The organism is Planctomycetota bacterium (assembly GCA_035384565.1).
Classification (GTDB): Bacteria; Planctomycetota; PUPC01; order DSUN01; family DSUN01; genus DAOOIT01.
This window is the reverse complement of record DAOOIT010000023.1, coordinates 37,153-57,228: the sequence shown is the minus strand read 5'-3', so window position 1 is coordinate 57,228 and position 20,076 is coordinate 37,153. Positions and strand designations below refer to the sequence as shown.

The window sequence follows — 20,076 nt, the reverse complement described above, 5'->3', positions numbered from 1 at the left end:
TTCGCCTCCTTCTCAGTGGGGAATGATCTGTGCATGGGTGGCCATGATGGTGATCCACCATCTGCCCATTGACTTCGCGTTGCCGTTGGGATTGGCATTGCGAAGGTTGACGGTCATGCTGCCGCCGGGCAGAGGGGCGATTTCGTACGTCGCGCCGTTCTGCACAGCGTACGGTTCCCCGTCTACGGTGAGCCCGTTCTGGTTGCCGTTGCCTTTGGGCCGCACGGTGATTGCGAGCGCGGGGCCTGTGTAAGTGAAGGTCCGGCCTGCCTCCTGGAGCGTGTCGCGCGTGATTCGAGTCCCGTCGGGTTTGAGGAGGTCAAACTCGAAGTCGTGGCTGTTGCCTGGGTTGATGTTCAGGTCTCCCTCGATGCGGGTGCCGGTTGGAGGGGACGGGGGGCTGTCGGGTGTCGAGGGGGGAGCGGACGGTGTGGGCGGGGGGCCGGCGGGCGGGTCGGCGAGCATGTCGAGCACAGCGGTGAGGTCGCTGGGGTCGAAGCTCAGGTGGTTCGTGCTCTCGACTCTGGCGCCGGTCTTGAGGATGACCGCGGTGCGCCCGTTGTCGGAGATGAGGGCCGTGAGGTAGTGGTCGGGGCGGTCGAGGGTGGCGAGGGTGGGGGCCTGGTAGAGGGCGGACAAGGTGTCGCCCGGGGTGCGCTCGTTGAGCAGAGGGTTCTCAAAGATCCGCGGGTCGGCGCCGAGCGGGGTGAGCGCCGCCACGAGGTCGGCGCCTTGTGGCGGGTAGGCGCCGTGCTCGCGGAAGTACAGCTCGAGGTAAGCCGCCACCTGCTTGAGATTGGACTGGGCGGCGGCCACGTGGGCGGCGAGTCGGGCGCCCCTGTAGGTGGAGACGCCGATGGCGAGCAGAATGGCCAACACCCCTGCCGCGGCCGCGCCTTCCACGAGCATGGAGCCGGTCCTTCTCCGCATGCGCGTCGCATCCATGGGAATCCATCCTTGGCATGGGGCAGGCGTTGTAGAGCAGGTGGGCTCGCGGCTCGGTTGAAGCATGAGCAATCGTCGTGCCGATGGGCCGCGAAGGCGGGCGCTGGGTTTCGGCGAGGCTGCTTATCTTGGCGGCGTGGCCACTTGCGGAGACGGGCCTCGGGGCTGCCGGGAATGCTCCCGGCCGGCCCCGAGCGGCAGGCCCACGCAAACCGCAGAGCGGTCCCGTGATTCGGGGCCGCAGCGCCTTGGGAACCGGAGGTTACGGTTGCTGGAGGGTGGCCATGGCTCGACGGATTCTGGCCAGGCTCCGGTCGCGGCCGAGCACGGCCATGGACTCGAAAAGAGGAGGGGACGCTGAGCTGCCCGTGATGGCGACACGCAGGGCCATGAAGGCGTTGGCAGGCTTCCATTGCCGCGCGGCGCACAGGGCCTTGGCGGCCTCTTCGAGCGACGCAGGGGACCAGTCGGCGACCTGGGCGAGAGCCCCCAGCGACGCCGCCAGCATGGCCTGCGCCTCTTCGCGGGTGGACTTCTTGGGGATGAGCGAGTCGGGGGGGTAGACGAGGTCATCGGCGAAGAAGAAGGAGGCCCACTGGTCGAAGTCGGCGAGTTTCTTGAGGCGCTCGCGCACGAGCGGCACGATGGCGGCGAGGTAGGCGGGCGGCGCGGAGGCGGCGTGGGCGTTGGCCTCGGCCAGGCGGCGCGCGAGCTCGGGCTCGGGCAGGTTGCGGATGTAGACGCCGTTCAGCCAGTCGAGCTTCGCGAGGTCGAACACAGGGCCGCCCGTCCTCACGCGGTCCCACGAGAAGGCCTCGATCATTTCGGCCATTGTGAAGACCTCGCGCTCGTCGGGCATCGAGAAGCCCATGAGGGCGAGGAAGTTGAGCAGCGCCTCGGGCAGATAGCCCTGGGCTTTGTACCATTCGAGCGAGGTGGGGTTCTTGCGTTTCGAGATCTTGCTGCGGTCGGCGTTGCGCAGGAGCGGCATGTGGATGAACTCGGGCATCTCCCAGCCGAACGCCTGGTAGAGGAGCACGTGCTTGGGGGTCGAGGTGATCCACTCCTCGGCGCGGCACACGTGGGTGATCTGCATCAGATGGTCGTCCACCACGTTGGCCAGATGATAGGTCGGGAAGCCGTCGCTCTTGAGCAGCACCTGGTCGTCAATGGTGGCGTTCTGGAACGTGATGTGCCCGCGCAACTTGTCGTCGTAGGTGGTCTCGCCCTCCGGGATTCTGAGGCGGACGACGTGCGGCTCGCCGGCCGCGGCGCGGCGCTCGGCCTCGGCTGCGGGCAGCGCGAGGCAGTGGCGGTCGTAGCGCGGGTCGAGCTTGGCCGCGCGTTGCTCCTGGCGCAGCGCCTCGAGGCGCTCGGCGGTGCAGAAGCAGCGGTAGGCCGCGCCGCGCGAGAGCAGCAGGTCGGCATGCTCGCGGTAGATGTCGCTCCGCTCGCTCTGGCGATAGGGGCCGAACGGGCCGCCCACGTCGGGGCCTTCGTCGTAGTCGAGTCCGAGCCAGCGCAGGGACGCGAAGATCGCCCGCTCCGATTCGGGTGTCGAGCGCGCCCGGTCGGTGTCCTCGATGCGCAGCACGAACTTGCCGCCCTGCTGGCGCGCGAAGCAGCGGTTGAACAATGCAATATAGGCCGTTCCCACGTGCGGGTCGCCCGTGGGGCTGGGCGCGATGCGAACGCGGACCTGGCTGGGCATTTCGGGCCTCACCTCGCAAGGGGCTGATTCTCGCTGAGATTGGGCGGGAGTCTAGCACAAGGCGGCCCTGAGAGCAAACGGCAGGCAGCCGGCCCGAACGAGGCGACCGACGAGTCGGAGACGTCTGACACGTCGGACAAGTCGAACACGTCCGACAACTCGCACCGGCCCGCCAAGGCGCGCTCCGGTCTTTCCCGCAATCTTCCGCGTGAGGGTCTCCGCTCGGAATGCGCCCGGTTGCCAGTTGACGCGGGGCACGCGGCGAGTAGAATGCAGTGCGCGCGTGTCGGAGTGTGCCTCGCGTTGGTCGAAAGGAGTGAAGCGATGGTCAAGGTCGGCATCGTGGGCGTGGGGTTCATGGGCAAGATGCACTTCAACACCTACAACGCCTACAAGCGCTGCAAGGTGGTGGCACTGGCCGACCACGACCCGAAGAAGCTGGCGGGCGACTGGAGCACGATCGGCGGGAACATCGCGGATAAGCGGGCGGCCCAGGTGGACCTCTCCGGCCTCAAGCTCTACTCGCCGCCGGCCGAGCTGTTCAAGGACCCCGAGGTGGACCTGGTGGATATCACGCTGCCGACCTTCTCGCACGCGAAGTACGCCGTGGCGGCGCTGGAGGCCGGCAAGCACGTGGTCTGCGAGAAGCCGATGGGCCTGTCGCTGGCCGAGTGTGACCGGATGATCGCCGCGGCCAAGGCGGCCAAGCGGCAGCTCTTCATCGCCCACTGCATCCGCTTCTGGCCCGACTACAAGGTCCTCAAGCAGATCATCGCCAGCGGCAGGTACGGCAAGGTGCTCAGCGCCACCTTCTGGCGCAAGAGCCTCACCCCCACCTGGAGCTGGGACAACTGGCTGCTCGACGCCAAACGCAGCGGCAGCGCGCTGGTGGACCTGCATATCCACGATACCGACTATGTCAACTACGTCTTCGGCGTGCCGCAGGCCGTCTCGTCGTCGGGCGTGGTGGGCGCGGTCTCGAAGGGCGGCGTGGACGCGGTGGTGACCCACTACATCTACCCCCACGGCCCGCACGTGGTGGCCGAGGGCACCTGGGCGCTGGCGCCCGGCTTCGGCTTCACCCACGGCTTCTGCGTCACGCTGGAGAAGGCCACAGTGGAGATGGACTGCCGCAGCGGCAAGCCGCTCACCGTGCACCCGCTCCAAGGCAAGTCCATCACCCCCAAGCTGCCCAAGGACGACGGCTACGTGGCCGAGCTGAAGCACTTCGTGGACTGCGTGGCGAAGGGGAGGGGGTCCGACATCGTGACCCCGCACGACGCGCGCGACGCGCTCGCCGTGTGCCTGGCGGAGGAGCGGTCCGTCAAGACCGGGAGGGTCGTGAGGACGCGCTGAGTGGCCACCCAGGAGAAGGGCCAGCGGGTGTCGCGCCTGCTGGAGATGGTGACGCTATTCCAGTCGGGCAGCGGGTGGACGGCTCGCGCTCTGGCCGAGCGGTTCGGCGTGTCGGAGACGCGCGTCTTCCACGACGTGCGGGCGCTTCGGGACGCCGGCGTGCCCGTGCAACGCTCGCGCGCGGGCTACCGCATCGCCCCGTCGTTCTTCCTGCCCTCGGTGCAATTGACGCCGCAGGAGGCGCTCGCGCTGCTCTTCCCCGTGGAGGTGTTCACAGGGGCGCTGGCCTCCGAAGAGGTGCAGCACAGCGCGCGGACCAAACTGCTCTCCTGCCTGCCGCCCACGGTGCGCCGATGGGCCGAGGAACTCAGCCAGCGCAGCGATGTGGCGCTCCCCGCGGCGGGCCTCAACCGCGAGGTCTTCGCCGCCGTGAGCGCCGCTGTGGCCGAGCACCGGCGGATCGCCATCATCTACTCGGGGCGGACGACCGAGACCCTCCGCCGCCTCGAGGTGGACCCGTACGCCGTGGTCTTCCGCAAGCACGCCTGGTACCTCGTCGCCTTCTCGGTCACCCACAAGGAGGTGCGCAAGTTCCGCGTCTCGCGGATCGGCGCTGTGGAGACGACCCCGCTGCGGTTCAGCGCGCCGAAGGACTTCTCGCTCGCGCGCTACTTCGACGGCGTGTGGTACGTCTTCGGCGGCAAGCCCCAGGAGGTAGGAATCCGCCTCGGGCCGCGCGCCGCGCGGCTCGTGCGCGAGCGCAAGCCGCACCCCGGGCAGACCATCCAGGGCTTCAGCGACGGCTCGGCCTTCTACCGGGCACGCGTGGCGAACCTCGAGGAACTCGCCTGGTGGCTCGTGCAGTTCGGGGACCAGGTGACCGTGGCCTATCCGCCCGCCCTGCGCGACCTCGTGCTCGAGCTGGCCAGGGGAGTCCTTCGCGCGCACGGCGTGCCCGTGGCCCGCGGGCCGCAGCCGTACGCCCAGGCCTCCCAGATGCCCGTGGACATGATTGCAGAGCCCGGGGGCGAGGTGCCCCCAGCCGGCCAGAGCTGAATCACTTGCCCTTCGGCGCGCCCTCGTCTTTCACCGTCTCAATCGTCACCGCCTGGATGACGACCGGCTCCTTGGCCACGTGAGTGACGTTGGCGCCAGAGCCCCTCGGCTCGGAGGGCATCTGGCTGATCGCCTCGGCCACGTCCAGGCCGCGCACGACCTCCCCGAAGATCGTGAACCGCTTGTCCAACGCCGGCGCCGGCGCGAGCGTGATGAAGAACTGGCTGCCGTTTGTGTTCGGCCCCGAGTTGGCCATCGCCACCACCCCGGGCCTGTCGAACCTGAGCGTCTCATCGGTCTCGTCGTCGAACTTGTAGCCCGGGCCGCCCGTGCCGTCGCCCTTCGGGCACCCGCCTTGGATGAGCTTCAGCACGTCGTTCTCGATGCGGTGGAACGTCAGACCGTCGTAGAACGGCTTAGCCACCCAGCGGCCGTCCGCGGCCTTCCACGGCCGCTCGCCCCTCGCCAGCTCCACGAAGTTCGCCACCGTCTTCGGCGCCTTGTCGTCCAGCAGGCGGAACACGATCTCGCCCTTCGCCGTCCTCAGGTGGGCGTAGGTGCCGGGAGCCAGCCTCTCGTGCTTCGGCGGTTGGGTCTCGGGGGGAGCCTTTTCCTTCGGGGCCTCCGCGGCCAGCGATGCGAGCGGCAGCCACCACACCAGTGCGGCGAGGGCGCGACGGGTCACCCGGGCTTCTCCTTCCACTGGGCATTGGGGGTTCGAAGCACTGACGCCCGCATTCTAGCAGAATCGCTCGGCGCCTACAAGGGCGGGACGCAGTGGGCCGCGGGCTTGCGGAGAACCGCAGCGCCGCCTCGAGCGGTCGGCGCGCAAAATGAGCGGGCGCCCGCACGAGGCGAGCGCCCGCTCGAAGGCTGTGGCCGCCGGGCCTGATAGGCCCGTCGACCTATCAGGTCGACGGCCACCTCAAACTACAGCAACTGTCCACTGGATCACCTCCTTTCATACGGGCCGGCCTGGCGGCGTGCGACGGGCAGGCTGACCAGGCCGCGCGGCCGCCCGCGCTCTCGCGCGGTTGCGGTGGCCCCGGCGGCGCTCGCGGTGCGCGCGCCGCCTCGCCAACGGTATTCTACCCCAGCCCCGACGCGCTTGCAAGCCGGAACTGGCCGTCGCCGTCAGAGGCGCCACCGTTCCCCGCACAGGCGAGCCCCCCACGAGTTGCACCTGTCCGGCGCGGCAGGCAAGTCCGACAAGTCCGACGAGTCTGACGAGCCCGACGAGTCCGACGTGTCTGACAGTTCAGCTTCAGAGCGGTGCTCAGTCGTCGAGAGGATACAATCTGGCGGATTGGCGATTCATGGGCCTCCGGGGCCGCCCACTCCATACTTGCTCAATTTCCTCGCCTGTTGGGTTGAGCGAGTATGGCGCTTTGGCGATTCGCAGGCGTCCGGGGCCATTCCCGCCATACTTGCTCAATTCCTCCCCCCTTGAGTTGAGCAAGTATGATGCCATGTTGCCGAAAAGCAACATAGCGGGCGGAATGGTGGTTGATGGCCGGGCGGCTACTGCCGGGCCTCCTCAGGAGTCACGCGCTTCTGGCCGCCGGCCCGGGCCGCCACGGGCTCAATGACGGGCGCCGCCTCGCCCGCCGCGACCATGCGGCGGACGAGGCGCGCGCGCATCACATCAGCTACCTTGCGGTGCGATTCCAGGTGGATGCGGTTATCGAGTTCGTGCGGGTCAGCCTGAAGGTCGTAGAGGAACTCCTCGACGTAGCGGTCGGAGGCGGAATCGGTCCAGCCCTTCTTGTCAGGGGCCGAGACGCTGTACTTCCAGCGGCGGGTGCGTACGCAGCGGGCCACCTGGGCCTCGCTGATCTGGACGAACACCTCCTCGGGCCAGTCCTGAGTCGCCCCTTTGGTGAGCGGCAGGATCGAGCGGCCCTGCATCTCGCGGGGCACAGGAATCCCCGCGGCGTCGAGCAGCGTCGGCGGCATATCCACGAGGCTGACAAGTTGGCGGAGGCACCCGCCGCCGAAGAAGCCGGGCCCGGTGAGCGCCATCGGGATACGGATCGAACTCTCGTGGCACGAGCGCTTGTACTCGCTGTTGCGCGTCTTGAAGTGGCAGCCGTGATCGCTGGTGAAGAGCACGATGGTGTTCTCGGCCAGGCCCAGGCTCCTCAGGGCGTCGAGCAGGCGGCCGAATGCCTCGTCGAGGCGCTTGATCATGCCCCAGTAGCCGCCCAGGTGGGCGTGGGTGGAGCCGCCCAGGGCCGCGAGGTCGGCGGGCACCCAACGGCCCGTGTAGCGCTCGCGATAGCCGTCGGGCGGCGGATAGTCGTCCAGGTGATTCTGGAAGTGCGGCTCGAGGTACGAGAGGAAGAGGAAGAAAGGCTCGTGCTGGTGGGCGTCCACGTAGCGGATGGCCGCGTCGGTCTGCGCGTCCACGCGGTAGCCGGGCAGCTTCACCTCGCGGCCGTCGCCGTCGTACATCACGCAGTCGTAAGCGTCGGAGCAGAACTCCAGCACGTCGGCCCCCAGCCAGTACTGATAGCCGCCGCGCTCATCGGGCGGCACGACGCTCTGGCTCGCGAGGTGCCACTTGCCGATGTAGCCCGTGTGGTAGCCCGCGTCGTTGAAGTGGTGCGCGAGGGTCCTCAGGCCGCGGCGCAGCGGAATACCGTTGCGCCACGTGCCGGTGGCCGTGGCGTAGAGGCCGGTCTGAAGCACGGACCGGGCCGGCGCGCACACCGGCTGGCACGTGAAGCCGAACTGGCAGTGAGTGCCCTGGGTGGCCACGCGGTCGTAGTTGGGCGTCAGGTCCAGCGGGTTGCCGAAGAGGCCCGAACCGTCCCACCGCTGCTGGTCAGTGAAGAACACGATCACGTTCGGCTTGTCGGCGCGTGGCTTTGCCATCTGGAGACTCCTTCCGCCGTCCCTCCCGAAGGTCCCAATACCTTCGGGAGGGCAGTTGTGGGGACCGCTTCCGGCACGGAAACGTTCCCCTCCCGAACGAATTGGAGCGTTCGGGAGGGCGGCCGTGCAGGGCGATTCTAGCCGCGCTCAGCCCCGATTGCAATCCAGCCGGAGGATGTGGTAATGTGGGATGGGGAGGCAACGCCTTTGGGGAAACGGAACTCGATGAGCCCACTGCTGCTCGCCGCGTGCGTGATTGTGGCCGCAGAGCCCGCCTTCGAGCCCACGGCGAACTACTCGGCCCAGAACATCGAGGGCTGGACCGTGCTCGTCCACAAGAAGCTCCTCGACGAGAAGAAGGAGCTGGGCGAGAAGACGCTGAAGCTGCTGGCCGCGCGCCTCTACGATGTGGCGCGCGTGGTGCCCGCACCCGCGGTCGAGAAGCTGCGCCAGGTGCGCATCTGGGTCGAGGAGAACCCCAAGGTCGCCTGCGCCTGCTACCACCCCTCGCGCGGCTGGCTCGCGAACAACGGCTTCAACCCGGAGAAAGAGAAGTCCATCGAGATCGGCGGGCCGACGAACTTCCTCAACTGGGCCGAGTGCCAGCCGAACATGGTCCTGCACGAACTGGCCCACGCCTACCACCATCAGGTGCTCGGCTACGATCAGCCTGACATCAAGGCGGCGTTCAAGCGGGCCGTGGAGAGCAAGTCGTACGAATCGGTGCTCTACTATCAGGGCGGCAGGAAGCGAGCCTACGCGCTGAACAACGACCAGGAGTATTTCGCCGAGTTGTCCGAGGCCTACTTCGGCACCAACGACTTCTACCCCTTCGTGCGCCCCGAGGTGCGCGAGCACGACCCCGAGATGTTCAAGGTGCTGAGGAAGGTCTGGGGGTCGTAGGGCGGGACGCTTTGAACAGACCGACGCCGCCCGCCCATAGCTCGTCCGTGGCCGGATTGAAGCGCAGGACGATGGGCTTGACGTAGGGCAGATCGCCCGTGATGTCGCTCCATGTGGCGCCGCCGTCGCGGCTCTCGTGTACCGAGCCGACCGCGCCCGTGCCCCAGGTGACGCGCGAGAGCCAGAGTACCCGATCGTCTTTCGGGTTGATCTCGAGGCCGACGATAGATACGGAGCCCTCGAAGCTCGTGAGCTTCCGCCAGGTGGCGCCGTGGTCGTCGCTGCGCCAGAGGTTGGCGCCCGGGCAATACACCACGCCCGTGGGCGACACGGCCACGTTGAAGACCCAGACCTCGTTCTTGAACACGTGGCTCCAACTCGCCCCCCCGTCGTCGCTCCGATAGAGCCCGCCGCCGGCGCCGCACGCGCCCCAGTAGAGGCGCCTCGGGTTCGTGGGGTCCACGGCCAGGCCGTAGAACACCCGCCGGCTGCCCGGCTGCGCGGGCAGAGGCGCCCAGGTGCGGCCTCCGTCGGTGGACTTGAAGATCCCGCCGCCTTGGCTCTGGCCGGGCACGGGGTCGCCGTCAATGCCCAGATAGAGCACGTTGGGGTCGGTGGGGTCGGCGGCCAGGGCGCGGGCGTAGCCCTCGCCCCACATCGTGTTGGCCGTGGGGCGGCGCGGGGGTAGCCCCTCGGCGTGGGTGGTGAAGGTCCTACCGCCATCGTCACTGACCACGGCGCAGTTGAGCGGCTTCTCCCACAGCGAGCAGGTCGAGACGATCCGCTCGGCGCTCGGCGACACGTGGACCCGCCATTGGTGGCCGCTGAGCTCCGTGGAGTACTTGAGGGGGCACAGGACGCGCCATGTGGAGCCGTTGTCCTCGCTGGCGAGAAGGCCCTCGTCCATCGCGGTCACGTAGATCCTGCTGCCGACGAAGCGGAGGTCGGTCGCGCACGTGATGTCGGCGCCGCGGTCGCGCTGCTCCCACGTCCTGCCACCATCGGCGCTGAAGGCGTTGCGCCAGTTGGCCGCGATGAACAGCTCGCCGGGGCGTTGCGGGTTGATGGCCAGGTTGCTCGGCGTGCTCAGCGGGCAGGTGCCCGTCGCGCGGCCGCCGTAGTCCTCGGGACACGTGGGGTCCGAATCGAAGTCGCGCCTCAGGGTTCGCGATTCCTCCCAGGTCTTCCCCCCGTCGGTCGAGCGGTAGAAGTAGCCCTCCCAGTTGGCCGCGCCGATGCAGTAGACGGCGTTCGGATCGCGCGGGTCCACAGCGACTTCGCGGATGGAGCAGCCCTGCTTGATGCCGGCATTGGCGACGGTCCACGTGGCGCCGCGGTCGGCCGAGCGGCGAACGCCCTCCTGCCGGAAGGCGGCATACACCGTGTTCGGGTCGCTGGGCGCCACCGCCACGCAGGCCGCGTTCCTGGGCGTGGGGAGGTGCTTCCACGTCGCGCCCCCGTCCTCGCTCCGTAGAACGCCATACTCGGTGCTCGTGATGAACAGGAGCCTGGGATCGCTCGCCGCGACCGCGACGGACGAGATGGCGCCCTTCTCCTTGCGCTCGAGGTCGGCCGACTGCCGCGCCTCGGTGACGAACAGCGCGTCCTTGATCTTCTGGTTGGCATTCCAGCCTTCGGTGTCGCCCGGCTTCTCCCAGTCGCCCAGGATGAGCGGCTTGCCGCCCTGGGCCGCGGGGTGGAGCGTGAAGGCATCGAGGTACACCTCGCCCTTGTAGCCGCGTTCGGGCGAGCGGACGACGAAGTACACGATCCGCACCTCGGCCAGGTCCTTCAGCCCGGCCAGGTCGAGGGCGACTTCCGCCCATTCTCCCGGCTTGGCATCGGTGAAGGGGCCTTGCTGCCACAGCCACTTCGGGCCGCTCTGCACCACGAGTTGGGCCTGGAGCCTCGGCGCGCCAGCGGGCACGAAGAACCGCGCCGCGGCTCGCGCGTACGCTGAGGCATCCAGCACCTTGGGGAAGAAGCCCCTCTCCACCCGCCCGTTGCGGTCCCAGTCGCCGGCCTCGCTCTCGAAGGTGAGGGCGAGGCAGCCCGTGCCCCGGAAGGCCGGAGGCGCGGTCGTCCGCTGCTGGCCGGCGAATGCCTGGAGGTAGTCGAGTCTCCGCCACGACTTGCCGCCGTCCTCCGACTTGTAGAGCTTGCCGTGCCGGCTGCCAGCGTAGACGATGCTGCCGTTCGCCGGGTCGGCCGCGATGGGGCGCACGCTGGAGGCGCGCTCGACCGACAGGTCGAGCTTGCCCTTGGCCGTCTCATCGAGGAACTCCCAGTGCTCGCCCGCGTCGGCGCTCTTGCACAGGCCGCTGACCGTGCCCGCATAGACCGTGTCGGGGCTGGCCTTGCTGGCCGCGAGGGCATAGACTGCATAGTCGGCGAGGCCGCGGTTGATGAAGCGCCAGTGTTTGCCCTTGTCCTCGCTCTTGTAGGCGCCGCCCACGTCGCCCCCCAGGTAGATCACCCCGTCGCGGGTGGGATGGAAGGCGCACGACCAGAAGAAGCCGCCGCCGCCCCAGCCCGTGGCCCGCCAGGCGGGCTCGGCCGCGCGAACGCCGCCGGCCGCGAAAGCGAGGAGCAGGGGCAAGGCGAGACGGCGCCCGCAACCGGCAGACCCCACGGATGCCTCTCCTACCAGGTGATTTCCACCGCGCCCGTGCCGCGGACCTCGTCGCTCGCCAGGGTCATCTCGAGCCGGCACTTCGGCACCAGACGCGGGAGATGGCATCGGATCGAGGGCGACCACCAGGGCGTGCGCATCCGCTCGGCCACAGCGGCCTCGCGCGTGAGCAACTCCGCGCCGTCCGGATCGATCACGCGGAGGACAATCCGGACGTTCGAGAGGGCGCCGTTGCCCACGACCTTGAGGGCGAGCATCAGGCGGCTGACCGGGCCGTCGGCTGCCATGGCCGTGGTCGGCTGCACACCGACGGCGAGGACGCGCGCCTCCGTGGCCGGCGGCTGAGCCGGCGGTTCCTGCACGGGCACCTCGACCTCGACGGGTTTGGCGTCGGGCGCGACATACATCGTGTCAATCCACACCGGGCCGCACACCTCGCCGTACGTGGCGTTGTTCAGCCCGAAGCCCGTCACCTGGGTATAGCCTCTGGGCAAGAGGCGGTCGAGGGGAATGCTCACGAGCTGCCAGGTGGCCTCGAGGTCGTCAACGGCCACATAGTCGGCCAGCGAAACGTAGGGCCACTTGGCGTCGGACGGCGCGGGGTCGCCGCCGGCGCCGCGCGCGTAGAGCCAGAAGGTGAGCTGCTGGCCCCCCGCGCCGCCGCCGTTGATGTAGAAGCGCAGGGCGCTTGCGGCGCCCGCGTAGCGCGTCACGTCCGCCGCCGGGAAGCCCACCGCGGCTCCATCCTGCCAGGGCTGTGTGAAGCCCTCGATCTGGATGGCGCTGCCGCCGCCGCCCTGCGTGGGGTAGTGCACGAGACTCAGGTGAGCGGCGCCCTTGCCACGGAGCGTGAGGGCCTCCGCCGCCTCGGGGAGCAACGGCAGCGCCTCCGGGGCGGCGGCGAGCGGCTCGCGAAGCTCGACCGAGGCGCCGCGGACCAGCTTGAGCAGCCGCTCGAGCCGCCCCACCAGGGCCGCCTCGGCCTCGGAACTGTCGAGCGCGCGCAACGAGCGGGCCACCCAATGGCTCGGCTCGGCGGCCCCGGCCCTCGGGCGAGCGGCCACGCGGGCCACCAGCCGCCTCCCCGTCGCCGCGTCGGCCGCGACGCGCGGGATCGCGTCGCTGAGTTCCGCCGCGATGGCGCGCCGGGAACGGCCGGCTCGAAGGGCCTCGGCGACCCCGAGGTGCACCGAATGGTAGCTCGCCCACACCCGCGCGTGGGCGACCTGCTCCGTCAGGCCGTAGAAGGAGGGCGCGGCGTCGGTGTAGATGAGCTGTCGCTCGCCCGTCTCGAACCGCTGCCAGACGCGCTCGAGGCTGGCGCTGGCGCGCACCAGAGCAGCATACTGCTGCCGCATCCGGGACGCCGAGTTGGCCGTTTCGGCCAGGCGCGCGACGTCGCCGGGCAGGGCGCAGTACGATGGGCTAACGCACCCGAGGAACACCTCGGCGAGCGCGGGGCCCGCCTTGTCGCCATAGGCCGCGGCCAGCAGCGGCGGCAGCGCCGCGCCGAAGAACGCCGCAGGCTCCGAGCCATCACGCTCGACGTTCAGATCCCCCGCCCACGGCTCCGCTCCGGGCGAATCCGCATTCCACAGGTACTGGGCGCCGGCGGCTGCCGCAAGGAGCGAGCACGACGTCGAGGTGGCCAGCACGCCAGCCATACGGCCTGCCCGTGCGAACGTCACGGCGTGGCGGGCCCGGCTCGAGAAGAGCGGGCACCACGCATCATCGCCCGCCGTGGAGTCGGTGTTCCATAGCACATAGAGGGGGCGCGGCTTGACGAGGCGCGAGAACGCCTCGATAGCAGGTTGCGCGCTCTCGCGCACCGCCACGGCGAAGCTCTGCGGCGCGTCGAGGTGTTCATGCAGCGAGGCCCAGTAGGCCCGCAGGCGATCATGCGTCGGGTGGTCCGGGTGGAGCAGGATGCCCGGGTCGGCTGGAGAGGGGACCGCGAGCAGGGATACTGCCGGCGCGTGCTGCCGGAAGACGCGGTGCCACAGGTTGAGCAGGTGGGCATCGGCGGTGGCGCGGTCCTCGCCCCAGCGCGTCCGGCACGCCTGGCAACGGCGCTCCCACAGGTTCGCATCGGCGTAGCGCGTGTCAGGCAGTTGCAGCAGGACCAGGCCGTAGCCCGCCTGGCCGAGCAGACGCGCGGCCTGCTCAGCTCGCCGGCGGATGCGGTCATCGAGGCTCCAGCAGTAGTATCGCCTCGTGGTGTGGTGCCGCGCGCAACGCGAGACTTCGGGGTCCGTGTCGTCGGCGGGCGAGACGCCCACGTCGCAGGGCACGGCCTCGCAGACCGTGACGCCGCGCGCCCGGGCGTAGTCGGTTACGCGACGCAAGGCGGCCAGGAAAAGCTCTGCCTTCTCACGGGTCCCGGCAGCGGCCTCCAGCGCGTCGAGCGTGTGCGGCACGCCTCCCAGCGGCAGCCACGCGAGGTTCAGCTTCAGGCGCACCAGGAAGTCCAGGGCCGCCTTGGTCTCGTGCGCGTAGGCGTCGGCGTAGCGGCCGGGCTCGTCGGGCCGGCGCCGGAGGGCATCGAGGAGGCCCGCCTCAGTCCGCTCCCTGGGGTATCGGGTCAGCGGGTTGACCATCCGGAGGGGGAAGTCGGGCCAGTCGTTCACGATCGCTGACGTGAGGGTGGGGCGGCCCCCGGGATCCGCCTGGAGCAAACGGCGCAGGGTCACGGCTGCCCAGAGCAGGCCCTGCGCGTCCCGCCCCACAAGACGCACGCGCGTGGGACCGGTGCTGTCAATGGCGTACCCCTGCGGGCGCCCCTGGGCGGCTCCCGGGGCGATGGCCAGCTCGATGCGGCGGCCGGCGAAGGCCGCCTCGTCCGGCGACCCGGCCGACACCACGCGCAGGGGCGGGTGGCCGAGTTCGCGAAGCCGCAGGTTGATCTCCTCGGCAGCCGAGAGCACGAGGTCCGATGGCGTGCCGGGCACCACGAGCACGGCGGGTCCGAGCGGCTGTTCGCCGCTCAGTTCGAACTGGCGTGGGGCAGGCACGACGCAGTGGGCTGGGTCACGGCCCTCGGCCTCGGAGTCCCTCTTGCAGCCTCCAAGGGCGCAGGCGAGGGCAAGGGCCCCGAGGAGGCGGCAGGACGCCCATGCCGCTCGCTCAGAGAGTGGCCGACTTGAAGGGTTCAGCATAACGGACACCGATTCGGCGCCCCCACTGGGCAGCGCGCCGGGCCACCATGTCCAGCCGCAGGGCCGTCATCTGGCTGGCGTGGCAGCGGCAGAGGGCGAGCTTGCGCTCGTAGTGCTCGGAGATGTCTTCGATCCAGTCGTAACCGGGGTCGAGGAGCCCGCCCTGGCACGAACTGCCAGGGGTCCAGAAACGCAGCGTCGCGTGCGCCAGGTCGGCCTTGCGGCGCTGGAACGCCTGCCAGACCATCGAGGCCACCGCATGGTGCTCGGGGTCGAGGTCGAGCGGGGTCTGCGTGAGCACGAGGTCGGGCTCGAGCGCCGCGAGGAGGTCGGCCAGGCGCGCGACGTGCTCGGGCTGCTGGAACGCGATGATGAGGGGGGGCAACTGCGGGCCGCGGGTTGCGGAGTGCGGGGTGGCAGACAGGGTGGCGGAGACGGGGGCTGGGACATGGCCATAGCCGATGCTGACGGCCCGATGGCCGTCCCAGTAGTGGCGCTGAGGATAGTCGAGGTAATGGACCTGCGCGCCCAGGAGCGCGGCGGCGGCCTCCTGCTCGCGGCGGCGGATGGCCATGGTCTCGGCCGGGGGCAGGCGGCGCGCGGCGGCCTCATCTCCGTTCGGCGGAATGATCGAGCCCGAGCAGTTGTCGGTGGCCATGAGAATGTGGATGGCGCCGCCCTGGTCGGACCACTTGGCCAGGGCGCCGCCGGCGTTGAGTTCGGCATCATCGGCGTGAGCCGCCACCGCGACGAGGGTCGGCTTGGAACTCACTGGCTGACTCGCACCTCCTTGCCCGTGGCGGCCGACTTGTAGATGGCGTCGAGTATCTGCTGGACGGCCAGGCCGTGCTCGCCCGGAGCGATGGTTTCGCGGCCCTCGAGGCAGGCTTCCACGAACTCCTGGTAGGCGGTGGGGCAGGGGACGAGGCCCTGCTGGAGCTTCGCCTCCCACAGCGCGCCGTCGTGCTCGGTGAAGAGGCGGGCCTCGAACTCGTAGGTCTCGTTGACGTTGGAGTGCAGGAGGCCGCCCTTGGTGCCGAGGAGCTGGGTGATCATCTCCTCGCGCTTCTGGGTGAAGCCGGCCCAGCTCGCCTCGGCGATGAGCGTGGCCCCGCTGTCGAAGCGGATCAGGGCGCCGCCGATATCCTCAACGTCGAACTCTTTCTTGAGCTCCTTCGCAATGCGCGCGCCGATGACGTTATAGGTGCTGGCCGACACCGACACGGGCTTGGGGCTGCCCATGAGCCACATGGCCATGTCAATGCGGTGCACGCCGAGGTCAATGATCGGCCCGCCGCCCGAGAGCTTCTTCTGGCCGAACCAGCCGCCGAAGCCGGGCAGGCCGCGGCGGCGATACCAGGCTGTGCGCCCGTAGTAGATGTCGCCGATGGCCCCGCTGTCTACGAAGCTCTTCAGCGAGCGGGTCTGGGGCATGAAGCGGTAGGAGAAGTTGATCATGAGCCGCCGGCGGGCCTTCTTCGCGGCCGCCAGCATGGCCTTGGCCTGCGCCACGTTCATGGCCATGGGCTTCTCGCACAGCACGTGCAGGCCGGCCCGCAGGCAGTCAATCGTCACGGGAGCGTGGAAGGCGTTGGGCAGGGCCACGCTGGCGGCGTCGAGTTCCAGCGCCCTGGCCTGGGCCAGCATCGCCCGATGGTCGGTGAAGCAGCGATCCTGGGGAATCTGGCATTCGGCGGCGAACTGGGCCAGGCGCGCCGTGTCCACGTCGCAGAGGGCGACGGCGCGCGCCCGGGGGTTCGCGTGGTAGTCCTTGAGGTGATGGCGCCCCATCCCGAGCCCGATGACAGCCACATTCAGGCGATCCTTGGCCACAGAGATGGCTCCTCTCGTGTTGCAGTGTGCGCGGTGGGCCGGCCACGTTCGCCGAGTCCCGCCGCGGCATGGGCGGCATGGTACGCCGGCGCAGGCGGCGGATCAAGTGCGTAATGCGGCCGGGCTTGGGCGTCCGGCCGCCGAGTTGACACGGCGGCCCGGGTGGGGTAGGATTCCCTGTGCGGGGAAGGAGAGATGAGATGGGCAAGCGGTTCAAGTTCCAGTGCGGGTGTGGCCAGCGGCTGGTGGCCGAGGAGCGGATGGCGGGGTTCCAGATTCGCTGTCCCGCGTGCGGAGGCGCCATGCTCGTGCCGCCCGGCGGGCAAGCCGTCAACGAGAAGGCCTATCGTGAGACCGAGCGCTATGTGCTGGCCTGCACGTGCCAGTATCGCATGCTGGTGAAGGCGGAGACCGCCAACCACACGCTCTACTGCCCCATGTGCCAGAGCCGGATACGGGTGCCGAGCCTGGACGTGCTGCGAAAGGGCACAGCCCGTGTGCTCGTGGTGAAGTCGTCGGCCGAGGATCGGATCAAGACCGAGCAACTGCTGCTGCTGGTGGATGACGAGGGAGGGCCTGGGCGCGAAGTGAGCTGAGGTGCGCCCGAGACGGGTGACCCGCTAGCCCGCGCGCGAGACAGGGTGCAGCACGCTCACGGCGTGTAGAGTGTGCGGCAGGGGGCGTAGGCGGCACCCGGCGGCTCCGTGCCCCCCAGCGCCCTCGCGCTGATGCGCACGCGGCTCACCATGATGCCGTTGCCCCACGTCCAGATGCCGACTCGATTCCCCGGGAGCGGGTCGGGATCCTTGTAGGTGAGCACCCGCACGCCGTCCACAAAGAAGTTGAGAGTGTTCCCGCGCTTCTCGGCCTTGAGGTAGAACCAGCGGCGGTGAATGCCGGAGGAGCGTGGGATCACCGAGTCGCAGCGGGCCACCACGGTGTTGCCGCGTGTGATCGCTGTCTCCTTGTTGTCCCAGCCTCCGTAGAGGAAGCTGTAGCCGCTGCTCAGGTCCTGCCCGTCCGCGCAGATTGTCACATTGAAATCGCGGGTGTACTTGTAGGCCGTGCCGCCCTTCGAGGTGTCCATCTTCGGGCCGACGGCGAACTCCACGCTCACGTCGCCGTCGAAGGCGTTCTTGTTCCAGATGGCGGCGAGCGACGAGGCGTCGGGCACGCCGGAGAAGAACGACCACCGCGGGTCGCACTCCCAGCGGTTGCTGATCTCCCAGGTGCCGGCGGCGGGGCGCCAGTCGCTGCTGGCCCGGCTGAAGGTGTAGACCTTCACGGTGTCGGAGAAGACCACGACGTCCTGACGCGGGATCGGCAGGTTGTGGGCGGCGAAGGCGGCCCGGCAGCCGGGCAACGGCTGCGGGTCCTTGGCGGCGAGGAGCGGCTCGTCGTTGACCGACGCCATGATGTAGTTGCCCAAGCGCTCGAAGCGCAGGCGGCGCACGGGTGCCTCGAAGGCTACGGTGCGTTGGGCGGCCTCGGCTCCGTTGCGGGTGAGGAGCGCGCGGTAGGCGGTCTCGCCCTTGGCGGCATCGGGCCACGTGAGCACGAAGCTGTAGCCCGAGAGCGCCGTCTTCGGCGAGTCGGCCGAGAGCACCAGGCGCACGGCCCGTGGCTGCTTGCCCTCGGCCGCCGCGCGGGCCGCCTCGCCCTTGAGGTCAATCTCCATGGTCGCGTCGCCGAAGAAGTCGGCCCGGTGCCAGTAGACCTCGGACGGCACGCCATCGAGGGCCTCGGAGACGGGCTCCCAGTCGTTGGCGGCGCCGGCCCAGACCTCCATGGTCAGTTCCCGGGAGAAGATCTCGTGGGTGGTGAGCACGGGCTCGGGAGGGAGGGGGAAGCGGACGCGCACGGCCTCGAACCTCGGCTGCTGGGCTTCGGCGGCGTAGAGCCCCACGGCCCCGCGCGGCAGGCCGGGCACCCAGGCGCTGGCCACGGGTTGCCCGTCGAGATGTGCCGTGGCCACGGCGCCCCGCCACTCGACGCTGAGGACGTGGCGGGTCCCCGCCGTGGCCTTGTGGGCGATGGCGTGCTCCTGGGCCACCCGCTTGCCGTCTACCGTGGCCTCGAAGCGCACGGCCCCGGCGGCCGGCTGCCAGGCGAACAGCGCGTAGTTCGTCTCGTCCAGATACCGGCTGACCACGCCCACTTCGGTGGCGGGCACCATCTGCTGGGGCAGGCGCACGCCCGCCTCGAGTGTGTAGTCGCGCCAACGGGAGCTCCCGGCGACGGCCTTGGCCGGCGCGTCGGCCGTGGCCACGCAGGCGTGGCGGCCCTCCTCCGAGCGCGGCTCCCACGAGCCGCCCAGCGGCCGCCAGCGGCCCAGCGCGGGCACCGAGAAATCATCTTCGAACCCGCGCACGCTCTGCACCAGCGTGTCATCGAAGTGCGCTTCGGCGGGCGCCTGGACCGCGGTGTGCAGGCCTACCTGGCCGAAGCAGAGCGCGCCGTCCGTGACGCTGAAGACCTCGTGCCCGTCAATGAACGTGCGGATGCGGGCGCCGGTGACCTCGGTCTCGAGTTCGTACCACACGCCCGGCTGGTAGCCGCCGGGGGCCTGGGCCAGGACTGTCTCCTCGCCGTGCCAGCGCTTGAGGAGCTGGCGGCGGCCGGCCGAGCCGTCGGGCTGGCGCGCGGCGTTCCAGCGGAAGAGATAGCAGTTGTCCGCATCGCGGTAGTAGAAGTACAGGCCCACGTCGCCCGGCCCCGCGCTGCACGCGGCGGCGCGGAAGCGGTAGTTATCCCAGAACCATTCCCCGCGGACCGCTGCCGCCGGCTTTCCGCCGGAAGCCGAGCCGACGTAGTAGAAGGCATTGCTCGACAGGCTGGGGTTGCGCAGCGTGGCCAGGTTCCAGCTGCCGGCCACAGGCTTCCAGCCGTCGCCCTCCGTGGCGCCCTTCATGAAATCGTCGGCGAAGTAGATCGGGTCGCAGGGCTGTGGGGTGCCCACCTTGAGGGTCGCGCCTGGGCCCCGCGCGCCGGCTCCGATGCTGCCGCCGTGAAACGACTCGTCCTCGGCCGCTGCGGCCACCACGTCGTTGAGCACGACCTCGAGAGTGTCGTAGCGCCGCTTGAGGATGACCTTGTTGGCTCCGACGGCGAGGCGGCAGGGGCGCGCGACGCCCAACTCGGACTCCAGCCCGCTCTCGACCTTGCAGAGGCGCACGCGGGAGCGTGTCAGCTCGGCGAAGTAGTAGTTCTGCGGGTCCTGGAGATCGAGGAGCACGCGCACCGTGGCCTCGCCCTCGGGTGCCAGTGTCACGACGACCGGCAGGTTGTAGGCCCGCGCGCGCGGCCCCTCGCGGACCTGGTAGCCGTAGGGCTCCCACTCCGCGCGCGGGAGGACGCGCGCCGCCGGCCCCTCGGTGCCCGGCAGCCAGGCGAACCCGAGGTAGCTGGCAGCGAACCAGCCGCCTACGGCGAGTGCCGCCAGCACCACGAGGGACGCAAGAAGCTTCTTCATCGCGCGGCGGGCCGCCAGTCTTCGGTGGGTGAGTACGAACTGCTTTGACGCCAGCCAAGTCGGATTATACGCCGGGCACGCGCGGCGAGTCAAGCACGGTGCCGAGCCCGGCGCCTGCGCAGCCTTGGGAAAAAGC

Annotated in this window: 13 protein-coding genes; 4 read left to right on the top strand and 9 right to left on the bottom strand. The window is 69.7% G+C overall.

Going from position 1 to position 20,076, the window contains the following annotated elements; all coding sequences use genetic code 11:
- Nucleotides 1-12 precede the first annotated feature (12 nt).
- Entirely contained in the window at nt 13-945 is a 933-nt protein-coding gene (locus PLE19_10485; GenBank protein HPD15370.1) for a hypothetical protein, read from the bottom strand.
- A gap of 262 nt (nt 946-1,207) precedes the next feature.
- A complete protein-coding gene (gene gltX, locus PLE19_10480; GenBank protein ID HPD15369.1) occupies nt 1,208-2,656 on the bottom strand; it encodes a glutamate--tRNA ligase in 1,449 nt (482 codons plus the stop codon).
- 324 nt (nt 2,657-2,980) lie between these two features.
- Between gltX and PLE19_10475 the strand changes: the two genes are divergently transcribed.
- Both PLE19_10475 and PLE19_10470 read left to right on the top strand, forming a co-directional pair.
- Nucleotides 2,981-4,012 carry a Gfo/Idh/MocA family oxidoreductase gene (locus tag PLE19_10475; GenBank protein HPD15368.1) on the top strand — a complete coding sequence of 344 codons (1,032 nt, stop codon included), beginning with the start codon at nt 2,981-2,983 and terminating at the stop codon, nt 4,010-4,012.
- Nucleotides 4,013-5,068: a WYL domain-containing protein gene (locus tag PLE19_10470; GenBank protein HPD15367.1), complete on the top strand. Its 1,056-nt coding sequence runs from the start codon at nt 4,013-4,015 to the stop codon at nt 5,066-5,068.
- A 1-nt stretch (nt 5,069) separates the two neighbouring features.
- Here the strand turns inward: PLE19_10470 and PLE19_10465 are convergent, their stop codons facing one another.
- On the bottom strand, nt 5,070-5,753 hold the full coding sequence (locus tag PLE19_10465; protein HPD15366.1) for a peptidylprolyl isomerase: 684 nt from the start codon (nt 5,751-5,753) through the stop codon (nt 5,070-5,072).
- A gap of 836 nt (nt 5,754-6,589) precedes the next feature.
- Nucleotides 6,590-7,945, bottom strand: coding sequence for a sulfatase-like hydrolase/transferase (locus PLE19_10460; protein ID HPD15365.1), 1,356 nt, complete (start codon nt 7,943-7,945; stop codon nt 6,590-6,592).
- 225 nt (nt 7,946-8,170) lie between these two features.
- Between PLE19_10460 and PLE19_10455 the strand changes: the two genes are divergently transcribed.
- Nucleotides 8,171-8,848, top strand: coding sequence for a hypothetical protein (locus PLE19_10455; protein HPD15364.1), 678 nt, complete (start codon nt 8,171-8,173; stop codon nt 8,846-8,848).
- Here the strand turns inward: PLE19_10455 and PLE19_10450 are convergent.
- From PLE19_10450 to PLE19_10435, 4 genes are all read right to left on the bottom strand, one after another.
- Nucleotides 8,817-11,480 carry a hypothetical protein gene (locus tag PLE19_10450; protein HPD15363.1) on the bottom strand — a complete coding sequence of 888 codons (2,664 nt, stop codon included), beginning with the start codon at nt 11,478-11,480 and terminating at the stop codon, nt 8,817-8,819. The genes PLE19_10455 and PLE19_10450 overlap by 32 nt on opposite strands.
- Nucleotides 11,481-11,491: 11 nt before the next feature.
- A complete protein-coding gene (locus tag PLE19_10445; GenBank protein HPD15362.1) occupies nt 11,492-14,491 on the bottom strand; it encodes a glycoside hydrolase family 20 zincin-like fold domain-containing protein in 3,000 nt (999 codons plus the stop codon).
- A gap of 112 nt (nt 14,492-14,603) precedes the next feature.
- Complete coding sequence (locus tag PLE19_10440; protein HPD15361.1) at nt 14,604-15,407, bottom strand: PIG-L family deacetylase; 804 nt, start codon at nt 15,405-15,407, stop codon at nt 14,604-14,606.
- Nucleotides 15,404-16,468, bottom strand: a complete 1,065-nt coding sequence (locus PLE19_10435) for a Gfo/Idh/MocA family oxidoreductase (GenBank protein HPD15360.1) — start codon at nt 16,466-16,468, stop codon at nt 15,404-15,406. Before PLE19_10435 ends, PLE19_10440 begins: the two co-directional genes overlap by 4 nt.
- A gap of 200 nt (nt 16,469-16,668) precedes the next feature.
- On the opposite strand from PLE19_10435, the gene PLE19_10430 reads away from it, so the two are divergent.
- Nucleotides 16,669-17,064: a hypothetical protein gene (locus tag PLE19_10430; protein HPD15359.1), complete on the top strand. Its 396-nt coding sequence runs from the start codon at nt 16,669-16,671 to the stop codon at nt 17,062-17,064.
- A gap of 56 nt (nt 17,065-17,120) precedes the next feature.
- Here PLE19_10430 and PLE19_10425 read toward each other — a convergent pair whose 3' ends face one another.
- On the bottom strand, nt 17,121-19,940 hold the full coding sequence (locus PLE19_10425) for a hypothetical protein (GenBank protein ID HPD15358.1): 2,820 nt from the start codon (nt 19,938-19,940) through the stop codon (nt 17,121-17,123).
- Nucleotides 19,941-20,076: the final 136 nt, after the last annotated feature.